This window comes from Bradyrhizobium iriomotense (assembly GCF_018129405.1).
GTDB lineage: Bacteria > Pseudomonadota > Alphaproteobacteria > Rhizobiales > Xanthobacteraceae > Bradyrhizobium > Bradyrhizobium iriomotense_B.
In genome coordinates this window covers 631,084-643,659 of the sequence record NZ_JAFCLP010000001.1, presented here as the reverse complement: position 1 = coordinate 643,659, position 12,576 = coordinate 631,084, and the positions used below count along the sequence as shown (strand labels likewise).

Here is a 12,576-nt window from a genome sequence, read left to right as displayed (position 1 = left end):
AGTTAACATCGGCGCAGGTGCTCTGGTGTCGGATGTCGGTGCTGCTCCCTTTGGTTGATTCGTAAAACTTTCGGATGCGCACCGCGCCAGCACAAAGAGACCTTATTATGCTCGCTACCATTTCCATCCGCGCCAAGATCATCAGTGTCGTGGCGTTCCTGCTGGTCACGATGGCCGGCATGGGCCTGCTCGCCGTCATGAAGATGCGGTCGATGAACGCCAACACAGTCGACATCACAACGAGCTGGATGCCGAGCGTGCGGGTGCTGGGCGAACTCCGGGCTTCTGTCATCACCTATCGCAGCGTGGTCCGCGAGCACATGCTGGCCGAGACCCTGGAAGAAAAGCTCGCGATGGAAAAGACCGCGATCACCACCAGCGAGACCCTGGCCAAGGCCCGCCGGACCTACGAGACCATGATCAGCTCGCCGGAGGAGCGGGCGCTCTACACCGAATGGTCCAAGCTGTGGGACGACTACAAGAAGAGCGCCGACGAGGTCTTTGCGCTGTCGCGCAAGGAAGTCGGCAAGGTCCCGCACGAGTCGCATGAGCTGAACGTCAAGACCGCCAACAAGATCGGCATCCAGTCCGACGAAATCCTGCGCAAGGATATCGACCTCAACACCAGGGGCGGCGACCAGGCTGCGCGGGATGCCGCCGACAGCTATTCCTTCGCGTTCATGCTGGTCTCGATCATTCTCGGCGCCGCCATCATCGTCGGCATCGGTGTCGGCTTCTATCTCGTCCACGACGTCTCCAGCGGCATCAACTCCATCACCCTGCCGATGCAGGCGCTGGGCAAGGGCGACCTCTCCGCCGAGGTCCCGCACCGGGGCGAGAAGACCGAGATCGGCGCCATGGCCGACGTGCTCCAGATCTTCAAGGAGGCGCTGATCGCCAAGAAGGCCGCCGACGAGGCCGCCGCGGCCGATGCCGAGGCCAAGATCGAGCGCGGCCGCCGTGTCGACAACATCACCCGCGAATTCGAAACGATGATCGGCGAGATCGTCCAGACTGTCTCATCGGCCTCGTCCCAGCTCGAAGCTTCCGCCTCGACGCTGACCTCGACCGCCGACCGCTCCCAGCGGCTGGCCACCACGGTTGCCGGCGCTTCGGAGGAAGCCTCGACCAACGTGCAGTCCGTGGCCTCGGCCACCGAGGAGATGGCCTCGTCCGTTGGCGAGATCAGCCGTCAGGTGCAGGAATCGGCGCGGATGGCGGGCGACGCCGTCGGCCAGGCGCGCGCCACCACCGAGCGCGTCAGCGAGCTCTCCAAGGCGGCGTCCCGCATCGGCGACGTCGTCGAGCTGATCAACACCATCGCCGGCCAGACCAACCTCCTGGCGCTGAACGCGACCATCGAGGCGGCGCGCGCGGGCGAAGCCGGCCGCGGCTTCGCCGTGGTCGCCTCCGAGGTGAAGGCGCTCGCCGAGCAGACCGCGAAGGCGACCGGCGAGATCGGCCAGCAGATTTCCGGCATCCAGGCGGCAACCAACGATTCGGTCGGTGCGATCAAGGAGATCTCCTCGACCATCGAGCGCCTGTCGGAAATCTCCTCGGCGATCGCCGCGGCCGTGGAAGAGCAGGGCGCGGCGACCCAGGAGATCGCCCGCAACGTGCAGCAGGCGGCCCAGGGCACCCAGCAGGTCTCCTCCAACATCACCGACGTGCAGCGCGGTGCGACCGAGACCGGCACGGCCTCCTCGCAGGTGCTGTCGGCGGCGCAGATGCTGTCGAACGATTCGAACCGGCTCAGGACCGAGGTCAGCAAGTTCCTGACCAACGTCCGCGCGGCGTAAGGCGCAACGGCACCATTCATCGTCGAACGGGCGGCGCCGCAAGCGCCGCCCGTTTCTGTTGGCGGTAGCATGATGTCGCCTACAGGTAGCATCATGTTGGACTACCCGTAATCGTACGGGCCCGCCGTTTCATCGATGGTTAAATTCGATTTACAAGAATCGTGCGCGGGCTGTTTCGCACGGCGGCAGCCCCGGTTGGAATGAGTCCATACCGAATCTCGCCCTGGGGGCCCAGATGCGCAAGAATTTTCCCGTCACCGACGTCGAATACCCTGTCAGTGACGAGACGCTGATCGTCTCGCGCACCGACCTCAAGGGCAAGCTCACCTACTTCAACGAGGACTTCCTCGCCGCTGCCGGCTTCACGTCGGCGGAGCTGATGGGCCAGCCGCACAACATCGTCCGTCACCCGGACATGCCGCCGGAGGCGTTCGACAATCTCTGGGACACGCTGAAGGCCGGCAAGCCCTGGCTCGGCGCGGTGAAGAACCGGCGCAAGAACGGCGACTTCTATTGGGTGCTGGCGACGGCCTCGCCGATCCGGGAGAACGGCCAGGTCAAGGGTTACACCTCCATCCGCACCAGGTTGCCGGCCGACCAGCGCAAGCTGGCTGAAGAGGTCTATGCTGCGATCCGCGAGAAGAAGCCGCATGGCTACCGCATCGATGCCGGCATCATCCGCCGCCGCTCGCTGCTCGATCGCTTCAGCATCTTCACCGGCACGTTGAAGGCGCGCCTCGTCACGACGATGGCGCTCCAGGCGCTGTTCATGCTTGGGCTCGGTGCCGGCGGTGCGCTCTCCACCAGCGGCTCGACCAGCCTGGTCCTGGCCCTGCTGGCGGTCGTCGGCGCCGCTATAGCCAGCTTTGCCGGCGTCGCGACCATGCGCGCGATCCAGGGGCCTATGCAGCACCTCAATGACACCCTGGTCAATCTCGTGCAGGACAAGCTCGACAACCGCATCGTCATCGACCGCGATGACGAGATCGGCGAGGCGCTGCGCAACCTCCAGACCGTGCAGACCATCATCCGCTTCAGCCGCGACGAGGTGCAGGCGGTGCAGCGCCGCGCCGAGACGCAACGCAAGGCCGACATGACCAAGCTCGCCGACGGCTTCGAGGCCGCGATCGGTGAGATCGTCGAGACCGTATCCTCGGCCGCGACCGAGCTCGAGGCTTCGGCCTCGACGCTGTCCTCGACTGCGGGCCGGGCACAGGAATTGGCGACGGTGGTCGCATCCGGCTCGGAGGCGGCCTCCAGCAATGTCCATTCGGTGGCGTCGGCCGCCGAGGAGATGTCATCCTCCGTGCGCGAGATCGGCCGGCAGGTGCAGGATTCCACCCGGATCGCGAGCGAGGCCGTCAGCCAGGCGCATGCCACCACCGAACGTGTCAGCGAGCTGTCGCGGGCCGCGGCGCGGATCGGCGATGTCGTCGAGCTCATCAATGCGATCGCGGGCCAGACTAACCTCCTGGCACTCAACGCCACGATCGAGGCGGCGCGCGCGGGCGAGGCCGGCCGAGGCTTCGCGGTGGTCGCTTCCGAGGTCAAGGCACTGGCCGAGCAGACGGCGAAGGCGACCGGCGAGATCGGCCAGCAGGTCGGCGGCATCCAGACGGCGACGCAGGATTCGGTCAGCGCCATCGGCGAGATCAGCGGCACCATCGCGCGTCTGTCGGAAATCGCTTCTGCGATCGCCGCGGCGGTAGAGCAGCAGGGCGCGGCCACCCAGGAAATTGCCCGCAACGTCCAACAGGCTGCCCACGGTACCCAGCAGGTCTCGTCCAATGTCGGCGACGTCCAGCGCGGTGCATCGGAAACCGGGGCGGCCTCCTCGCAGGTGCTGTCCGCCGCGCAGATGCTGTCGCGCGACTCCAACCGGCTCAAGCTCGAGGTCGGCAAGTTCCTGAACTCCGTCCGCGCCGCATAGGCCCGGCCGCATAGCTGCGATGTCGATTTCGCAGTGCGGTAGCAGGGAAGTGAATGCAGAGCGGTCCTTGGTCATTAGCGTTTCCGGCGGTGCTCGGGTAAAGGGGAGGCAGGATCCCCTCGGGGGCGGATTCCGTATCCCTGCCTGACCTGGAATTGCCTGGCGCATGATTGCTCTGGTCCGTATTGCCCTGAGCCGGCCCTATACGTTTGTCGTGCTGGCGCTCCTGCTGCTGATCATCGGACCGCTGGCGGCGCTGCGGACGCCGACCGATATCTTCCCGGACATTCGCATTCCCGTGATCGGCGTAGTCTGGCAGTACACCGGCCTGCCGCCCGACCAGATGTCCGGCCGCATCACCACGCCGTTCCAGCGCGCGCTGACGACGACCGTCAACGACATCGAGCACATCACGGCCAATTCCTATAACGGCTTCGGCATCATCAAGATCTTCTTCCAGCCGAATGTCGACATCCGCACCGCCAACGCACAGGTCACGGCGATCTCGCAGACACTGCTCAAGCAGATGCCGCCGGGCGCAACGCCGCCCTTGATCCTGAACTACTCCGCCTCGACCGTGCCGATCATCCAGGTGGCGCTGTCGGGCGACGGCCTGACCGAGCAGAACCTCGCCGATATCGGCATCAACCAGCTTCGCACGCCACTGGTGACCGTGCCCGGCGCGGCGATCCCGTATCCGTTCGGCGGCAAGCAGCGCCAGGTCCAGATCGATCTCGATCCGACCGCGCTCCAGGCCCGCGGGCTATCAGGCCAGGACGTCGCCAATGCGCTGGCCGCCCAGAACCTGATCACGCCGGTCGGCACCCAGAAGATCGGCCAGTTCGAATACAACATCCAGCTCAACAACTCGCCGCTCCGGATCGACGAGCTCGGCAATCTGCCGATCAAGACCGTCAACGGCGCCATGGTCTATGTGCGCGACGTCGCCAGCGTGCGCGACGGCAATCCGCCTCAGACCAACATCGTCCATGTCGACGGCAACCGTTCGGTGCTGATGATGGTGCTGAAGGCGGGCGCGACCTCGACGCTCGATATCATCGCCGGCATCAAGCAGAAGGTGATCGAGGTCAAGGATCAGATGCCGGATGCGCTCAAGATCGGCTTCATCGGCGACCAGTCGGTGTTCGTCCGCGGCGCGATCGAAGGCGTCGCCTTCGAGGGCGTGATCGCGGCGCTGCTGACCAGCGTCATGATCCTCCTGTTCCTCGGCAGCTGGCGCTCGACCATCATCATCGCGGTCTCGATCCCGCTCTCGGTGCTGGGCGCCATCATCATGCTGTCGGCGATCGGCGAGACGCTGAACATCATGACGCTCGGCGGCCTCGCGCTCGCGGTCGGCATCCTCGTCGACGACGCCACCGTGACGATCGAGAACATCAACTACCACCTGGAGCAGGGCAAGCCGGTCGAGCAGTCGATCCTCGACGGCGCCAACCAGATCGTGACGCCGGCCTTCGTGTCGCTGCTCTGCATCTGCATCGTGTTCGTGCCGATGTTCTTCCTCACCGGCGTCGCGCGCTTCCTGTTCGTGCCGATGGCGGAAGCTGTGATGTTCGCGATGATGTGGTCGTTCATCCTGTCGCGCACGCTGGTGCCGACCATGGCGAACTATCTGCTCAAGGCCCATGTCCGTCACGAGGAAGGGCCGCCGAAGTCGCGCAATCCCCTGGTCTGGTTCCAGCGCGGCTTCGAGGCGCGGTTCGAGCGCATCCGGGGCGGCTATCGCGGTCTGCTCGGCCTCGCCCTGGCGCACCGCGCCGTATTCGTGATCGGCTTTATCTGCGTCGTCGGCGCGTCCTTCGCGCTGGTGCCGTTCCTCGGTCGCAACTTCTTCCCCGCGGTCGATGCCGGCAACATCCTGATGCATGTGCGCACCCAGGTCGGTACCCGCGTGGAGGAGACCGCCAACCAACTCGCCGACGTGCAGAAGGCGGTGCGCAAGCTGATCCCGGGCGAGATCGAGACCATGACCGACAACATCGGCATGCCGATCTCCGGCATCAACATGACCTACAACAACACCGGCGTGATCGGCCCGCAGGACGGCGACATCCAGATCAAGCTGAAGGAAGGCCACAAGCCGACGGAGGAGCATGTGAGGGTGCTGCGCGAGCAGCTGCCGCGCATGTTCCCCGGCGTCAGCTTCGCGTTCCTGCCGGCCGACATCGTCAGCCAGATCCTGAATTTTGGCGCACCCGCGCCGATCGACCTGCAGATCCGCGGCGCCAATCTCGGCGCCAACTTTGCCTATGCCAACAATCTGCTGGCGAAGGTCCGGCGCATTCCGGGCGTGGCCGATGCGCGCATCCAGCAATCGCCGAGCAACCCGACCTTCAACATCGATGTCGACCGCACCCGCGCGCAATATGTCGGTCTGACCGAACGCGACGTCACCAACAGCCTCGTGGTCAACCTCGCCGGCTCATCGCAGGTCGCGCCGACCTACTACCTCAATCCTGATAACGGCGTCTCCTATTCGATCGTGATGCAGACGCCGCAATACCAGATCGACTCGCTCAGCGCGCTGCAGACGCTGCCGATCACGGCCGCCGGCAATGCGCAGTCGCCGATCCTGGGCGGCATCGCCGACATCAAGCGATCGACCTCGAGCGCGGTGGTGTCGCAATACGATATCCAGTCGATGGTGCAGATCTTTACGACGACCTCGGGCCGCGATCTCGGCGCGGTGTCGAACGATATCCGCCAGGTGATCGCCGACACCGCGAAAGAGGTGCCGAAGGGCTCCTCCGTGGTGCTGCTCGGCCAGGTGCAGACCATGAACAGCGCCTTCACCGGCCTTCTGTTCGGTCTGCTCGGGGCCGTCGTGCTGATCTACTTCCTGATCGTCGTGAACTTCCAGTCCTGGTCCGATCCGTTCGTGATCATCACGGCGCTGCCGGCCGCGCTCGCCGGCATCGTCTGGATGCTGTTCATGACGGAGACCACGCTGTCGGTGCCGGCGCTCACCGGAGCGATCATGTGCATGGGCGTTGCCACTGCCAACAGCGTGCTCGTGATCTCATTCGCGCGCGAGCGTTACGAGGAGCTCGGCGATCCCATCGCCGCGGCGCTCGAAGCCGGCTTCGTCCGGTTCCGGCCCGTGCTGATGACCGCGCTCGCCATGATCATCGGCATGGCGCCGATGGCGCTGGGGCTGGGCGAAGGCGGCGAGCAGAACGCACCACTCGGCCGCGCCGTGATCGGCGGCCTGATCTTTGCAACCTTCGCCACGCTGATGTTCGTTCCCGTGGTGTTCAGCATGGTCCACAAGAACCAAGGCGCCAAAGCCGCCGCCTCATTGGAGACTTCGCATGTCGCCCACTGAATTCCGCTCGGCGGTGTCGCACCGGAAACTGGGCATTTTCGGCGTGGTGGCGCTGATTGCGGCAGGCCTTGTCGTCGGCACCGGCATCCGCGCCCGCGAGGAGCAGGGCTCCAAGCTGAAGGAATGGACCGACGATCAGGCGGTTCCGAGCGTGGCGGTGACCCTGCCGAATGCCAAGGCCCTCAACGCCACCATCGATCTGCCGGGACGGCTCGAGGCCTATTACCGCGCGCCGATCTTCGCCCGCGTCAGCGGTTATCTGAAGAGCTGGAGCGCCGACATCGGCGCCCGCGTCAAGGCAGGGCAGGTGATCGCCGAGATCGAGGCGCCTGATCTCGATCAGCAGCTGTTGCAGGCCCGCGCCGACCTCGCCAGCCAGCAGGCCAGCGCAAGGCTGTCGGAGGCGACGCTGAACCGGCGCAAGACGCTGGTCGCCTCCAACTTCGTCTCCGCGCAGGAGATCGACGAGCGCACCGCCGACCTCTCCAACAAGAATGCCGCCGTCAATTCAGGCAAAGCCAATGTCGAGCGGCTGGAAGCGCTCGCCGGCTACAAGAAGATCGCCGCGCCGTTCGACGGCGTGGTCACCGCGCGCGACACCGACGTCGGCGCGCTGATCAATGCCGGCGGCGGCTCGGGCCCGGCGATGTTCGTGATATCAGACATCACCAAGCTGCGCGTCTACGTCAACGTGCCCCAGAACTACGTGCCGGCGATCAGGATCGGCGCCAAGGCTACCATCGCGCTGCCCGAGTATCCGAACCGGAATTTCCAGGCGACGGTGGAGGCGTCCTCGCAGGCCGTCGACGTCGCCTCCGGCACGACACGGATGCAGCTTGGCCTCGACAATTCCAGCGGCGAGCTGATGCCCGGCGGTTACGCCAGCGTGAAACTGAACCTCCAGCGCGACTCCGCGCCGCTCAGCATCCCCGCCAGCGCGCTGATCTTCAACGGCAGCGGCCTGCGCGTTGCGACGGTCGGTGCGGACGACAAGGTGCGGTTCAAGACCGTGACGATAGCGCGCGATCTCGGTCGCGAGATCGAGCTCGCCTCAGGCATCGCGCCGGACGACCGCGTCATCACCGCTCCGCCGGACGGTCTCTCCGACGGTGATCAGGTGCGCGTGACCGGCACCGGCGGCAAGCCGGCGACTGCGTCGGAGAAGCAGCCGCCGAAGAGCTAGGACGGTTTCGTAGGGTGGGTTAGCCTTGCGACTGCGCAAAGCGCAGTTCGCTGGGCGTAACCCACCTCTTCTGTCTCTGCGGATACGAACAGTGGTGGGTTACGCCTTCGGCTAACCCACCCTACGAGAGCTGCGCCACCCGCCACTCCGGCACACCATCGGCGGCCATCGTGATCTCGCCGAGCGAGCCCACCGGCGTGCGTTCCATGTCGAGCAGACGCGCCAGCGTCGCACCATCGCTCGCTGGAATTCGCGCCAGCGTGCGGCGATCATCCTGCGTCCGCAGCATCACCACGCCATGCTCGACATCGCCGCCACGGCCGTAGAGCACCGTAAAGCTCTCGACCTTGCCCTTGCCCGAAGCCTCCGTCACGAACTCCGGCACCGCGCGCTTGTTGTGGTCGGCCTCGCCTTGCACGCTCGTCTCCTGCGCCAGCGCTTCGCGCGGCGGCGCTTTCGCCACCACCAGCGCGTGATGCTTGGTGACGAAGCCGCCCTGGCCGTAGAGCAGGCCGAGCTTTGCACCGTCGCGCACACGCCGCACCATCGCGCAGGCCGCGTGCGTCATGTAGGTGTTGAGTGGCGCGCCGAAGAAGGTGAGGCCGCCGGTCACGGTCGGCTGCACGTCGGGGCCCAACCCCAATGTCCGCCGCGCCATCTTCGGCACGCATGGGAAGCAGCTGTAGAGCTCGATCGCGTCGAATTGTCTGCCGTCGCCGCCGGCGAGGTTCATCACCGCCTTCAGCACCGCATTTTGCGGATGGCTCTCGTAGAACTGGTCGCGCAGCAGGTAGTCTCGTGGTTCTTCTGCCGAGGCGCCGCCAAGCGGATAAACCAGCTTGTCTTCCGCGATGCCGGCCGCGCGCGCCTTGGCAAGGCTGGTCAGCAGCAGCGCCCCGCCCATGTTGACGCTGGGATTGGCGACCATGAGCTTGTTGTAGGGCCACGCGATCAGCCGGTTGTCCGCCGTCGGCGTCGTGATCTCGTCAGGCGTATAGCGCCGCTTCAGCCAGGCATTGGGGTTTTGCGCGGCGGCTTCCGAATAGCGCGACCATAGCGTCCCCGATTCCGCCATCGCCTCGCGCGGCGTCTGCCCCCAATGCGCGGAGGAGGCGGCTTCATAGAACGGATAGACGGTCACTGGCCGGAACACGCCGAGCTTCACCGCCAGCGGCTTCTGGAACGCCGCGCCGCGCTTGGGCTCCTCGACATCATGTGCGAACGGTGTCCATGGCAGCTTGACGCCGGTGCGCTCCGCCTTGGTCACGGTCGATTGCGCCTCCGCGCCGCAGATCGCGGCGACGGTGCATTCGCCGCGCGCGATGCGCTTGGCCGCCTCGTGGATGTAGCGGATCGGGCTCTCGCCGCCGACCGGCCCGTAGTAGCAATGCGCGGGCGCGACGCCGAGGCGCTCAGCCAAAAGCTTCTCCGGATCGCGATAGCGCCAGCTCAGGAAGTTGACGACGTCGAGCGACTGCACCTCGCCGAGCAGCTTTGCGCCGGCGTCCTGCTCGGCGCGCCGCAGCGCCTGCTCGAGCAGATCGAGCGGCTCGAGGCCCGCGGTGATCTCGTTGGGGCGGTCGACGATCTCGCCGATGCCGACGATGACGGGGATGCGGTCTTCGGGGATATTGGTCCTGTCGGTCATGGCCTCAATTCACGATATCAGTTGTTCGTCATTGCGAGCGCAGCGAAGCAATCCAGAATCTTTCCGCGTCGGCAGTCTGGATTGCTTCGCTGCGCTCGCAATGACGATGTGGATGCTACTCCGCCACCAGCGCATTCATGTGCTCGACGGCTTCGGCAAAATCTTCCTTGAACTCCTGCACCACCGCGCCCGCGGATTTCACGCAGTCGATCAGCCCGACGCCCTGGCCGACAAAGTAGCTGACGAGATCGCGCGCCTTGGCGTTTCCGGCCGCTGCCGCGCGGTCGATCGCGTTGAAGGCGTCGCGACTGACGATGCTTTGCAGCGGCATCGGTAGCGCGCCGGGGCTCTCCGGCGCGCGGTCCCAGGCATCGGTCCAGACCGAGCGGAGCTGCCGCGCCGGCTTGCCGGTGCGGCCCTTCGAGCGCACCGCGTCGCGCGAGGACGCCGCGATCATCTTCTCGCGGAAGATTTCCGTGGTCTCGGCCTCGACGGTGGCGAGCCACACCGAGCCGGTCCAGGCGCCGGCCGCGCCCATCGCCATGCAGGCGGCCATCTGCCGTCCCGTCATGATGCCGCCGGCCGCCAGCACCGGCACGTCGCGGATCGGCTTGATCGCCTTGATCACCTCCGGCACCAGCACCATGGTCGAGACCTCGCCGCAATGGCCGCCGGCCTCGGTGCCCTGCACCACGAGGATGTCGACGCCGGCCGCGACCTGGCGCAGGGCGTGCTCCTTGGCGCCGACGAGCGCTGCGACCGGCACGCCGTGCTTCTTGCCCATCTCGATCATCGCCTTCGGCGGCACGCCCAGCGCATTCGCGATCAGGCGGATCGGATGATTGAACGAGACCTCGAGCAATTGAAGTGCGGTCTTCCCGTCGAACGGTTGCGGCTGATTGTCGGCCACCTCAGTGGCGGTCAGTTCGATATCGTATTTCTTCAGAAGATCGCGCGTGTAGTTGCGGTGCTCTTGCGGCACGCGCGCCTCCAGGCTCTTCCAGGTGACGTCCTTCTCGCCCGCCGTCGAGATGTTCTCGGGGATCAGCACGTCGATGCCGTAGGGCTTGCCGTCGACGTGGTCGTCGATCCATTTCAGCTCGCGCTCGAGCGTGTCGGGCGTGTGCACGGTGGCCCCTAATACGCCAAAGCCGCCGGCGCGGCTGACGGCGGCGACGACGTCGCGGCAATGGCTGAAGGCGAGCAGCGGGAACTCGATGCCCAGCATGTCGCAGATCGGCGATTTCATGGTTCTCTCCCGGCGGCTGCCTTCGCGTTCTCGTTGCTTTCGCTGGCAAAGCAAATTGACGCTAGCCGATCGATGACATGCCGGATTCGGCGAGGCATCTTGTGTGTAGACGTCGCGCTCTATCCGCAGGCCGCAGGCCGCGGCGTCCTAAGTGACGCCGTCATTCCGGGGCTTGCGCAAGCGAGAACCCGGAATCCATGTCTCAGAGCATTCCTGGCGGTGCGATGGATTCCGGGCTCGCCCTGCGGGCGCCCCGGAATGACGGCAGGGAGGGGGCGCCATGACAAAACGTAGAGTTGCCCCGTCCGGCAATGCATTTCCGCGCCCTTGTCATCGGCCGTTGGCGGGCTAATTAATGCAGGCGCATCTTTCCGCCGGAGCCCCGCATGACCGACGCCCCCGCCTACGTGCCGCCCAAAGTCTGGACCTGGAACAAGGAGAATGGCGGGCAGTTCGCCAGCATCAACCGCCCGATCGCCGGCCCCACCCACGACAAGGAACTGCCGGTCGGCAAGCATCCCCTCCAGCTCTATTCGCTGGCGACGCCGAACGGGGTGAAGGTCACGGTGATGCTGGAGGAGCTGCTGGCGCTCGGCCACAAGGGGGCCGAATACGACGCCTGGCTGATCAGGATCGGCAATGGCGACCAGTTCGGCAGCGGCTTTGTCGACATCAACCCGAACTCGAAAATCCCGGCGCTGATGGACCGCTCGGGCCCGGAGCCGATACGGGTGTTCGAGTCCGGCTCGATCCTGTTCTACCTCGCCGAGAAGTTCGGCGCTTTCCTGCCGAAAGACATCAAGACCCGCACCGAAGCCATGTCCTGGCTGTTCTGGCAGATGGGCAGCGCGCCCTATCTCGGCGGCGGCTTCGGCCATTTCTACGCCTATGCGCCGTTCAAGATCGAATACGCCATCGACCGCTTTGCTATGGAAACCAAGCGCCAGCTCGACGTGCTCGACCGTCGCCTCGCCGACAACGAGTACCTCGCGGGCAAGGAGTACACCATCGCCGATATCGCGGTGTGGCCCTGGTACGGCGCGCTCGCCAAGGGCTTGGTCTACGGTGCCGGCGAATTTTTGTCGGTGCAGGACTACAAGAACGTGCAGCGCTGGACCGACCAGATCGCCAAGCGCCCGGCCGTCAAGCGCGGCCGCATGGTCAACCGCGTCTCCGGCGATCCCGCCAGCCAGCTCCACGAGCGCCACGACGCCAGCGATTTCGAGACGAAGACGCAGGACAAGCTCGCGCCCGCGACGTAGGTGATTGCTTCTTCGCCTCTCCCCGCCTGCGGGGAGAGGCCGACGCGCGCCGAGCGATGCGAAGCATCGTCCGAGCGCGGCGGGTGAGGGGGGCTCTCCGCGAGTCCGACTGTCACCGTCCTCGCGGAGACTCCCCCTCACCCTAACCCTCTCCTCGCT

The 12,576-nt window shown here is 65.7% G+C and carries 7 protein-coding genes; 5 read left to right on the top strand and 2 right to left on the bottom strand.

The annotated features are described in order from the left end of the window. Window positions 1–107: 107 nt before the first annotated feature. The 4 genes from JQ592_RS02685 to JQ592_RS02670 all read left to right on the top strand — a co-directional run bounded on the left by JQ592_RS02685 (window position 108) and on the right by JQ592_RS02670 (window position 8,258). Window positions 108–1,799 carry a methyl-accepting chemotaxis protein gene (locus tag JQ592_RS02685; RefSeq protein WP_211401362.1) on the top strand — a complete coding sequence of 564 codons (1,692 nt, stop codon included), beginning with the start codon at window positions 108–110 and terminating at the stop codon, window positions 1,797–1,799. A 235-nt stretch (window positions 1,800–2,034) separates the two neighbouring features. After that, entirely contained in the window at window positions 2,035–3,729 is a 1,695-nt protein-coding gene (locus JQ592_RS02680; RefSeq protein ID WP_211401361.1) for a methyl-accepting chemotaxis protein, read from the top strand. A gap of 166 nt (window positions 3,730–3,895) precedes the next feature. Then, on the top strand, window positions 3,896–7,075 hold the full coding sequence (locus tag JQ592_RS02675; protein ID WP_211401360.1) for an efflux RND transporter permease subunit: 3,180 nt from the start codon (window positions 3,896–3,898) through the stop codon (window positions 7,073–7,075). Continuing rightward, window positions 7,062–8,258 carry an efflux RND transporter periplasmic adaptor subunit gene (locus JQ592_RS02670; protein ID WP_211401359.1) on the top strand — a complete coding sequence of 399 codons (1,197 nt, stop codon included), beginning with the start codon at window positions 7,062–7,064 and terminating at the stop codon, window positions 8,256–8,258. The genes JQ592_RS02675 and JQ592_RS02670 overlap by 14 nt, the downstream gene beginning before the upstream one ends. 121 nt (window positions 8,259–8,379) lie before the next feature. Here JQ592_RS02670 and JQ592_RS02665 read toward each other — a convergent pair whose 3' ends face one another. Both JQ592_RS02665 and JQ592_RS02660 read right to left on the bottom strand, forming a co-directional pair. Next, on the bottom strand, window positions 8,380–9,906 hold the full coding sequence (locus JQ592_RS02665; RefSeq protein ID WP_211401358.1) for an acetyl-CoA acetyltransferase: 1,527 nt from the start codon (window positions 9,904–9,906) through the stop codon (window positions 8,380–8,382). 115 nt (window positions 9,907–10,021) lie between these two features. Further along, on the bottom strand, window positions 10,022–11,155 hold the full coding sequence (locus tag JQ592_RS02660; RefSeq protein WP_211401357.1) for a nitronate monooxygenase: 1,134 nt from the start codon (window positions 11,153–11,155) through the stop codon (window positions 10,022–10,024). 386 nt (window positions 11,156–11,541) lie between these two features. Here JQ592_RS02660 and yghU point away from each other — a divergent pair, with 386 nt between their 5' ends. After that, window positions 11,542–12,417 (top strand): glutathione-dependent disulfide-bond oxidoreductase, encoded by an 876-nt coding sequence (yghU, locus tag JQ592_RS02655; RefSeq protein WP_211401356.1) that lies wholly within the window; start codon window positions 11,542–11,544, stop codon window positions 12,415–12,417. The last annotated feature ends 159 nt before the right edge of the window (window positions 12,418–12,576 follow it).

Coding starts and splice junctions, on each gene's coding strand:
- JQ592_RS02685 (WP_211401362.1), top strand. CDS start 108: ATGCTCGCTACCATTTCCATCCGCGCCAAGATCATCAGTGTCGTGGCG.
- JQ592_RS02680 (WP_211401361.1), top strand. CDS start 2,035: ATGCGCAAGAATTTTCCCGTCACCGACGTCGAATACCCTGTCAGTGAC.
- JQ592_RS02675 (WP_211401360.1), top strand. CDS start 3,896: ATGATTGCTCTGGTCCGTATTGCCCTGAGCCGGCCCTATACGTTTGTC.
- JQ592_RS02670 (WP_211401359.1), top strand. CDS start 7,062: ATGTCGCCCACTGAATTCCGCTCGGCGGTGTCGCACCGGAAACTGGGC.
- JQ592_RS02665 (WP_211401358.1), bottom strand. CDS start 9,906: ATGACCGACAGGACCAATATCCCCGAAGACCGCATCCCCGTCATCGTC.
- JQ592_RS02660 (WP_211401357.1), bottom strand. CDS start 11,155: ATGAAATCGCCGATCTGCGACATGCTGGGCATCGAGTTCCCGCTGCTC.
- yghU (WP_211401356.1), top strand. CDS start 11,542: ATGACCGACGCCCCCGCCTACGTGCCGCCCAAAGTCTGGACCTGGAAC.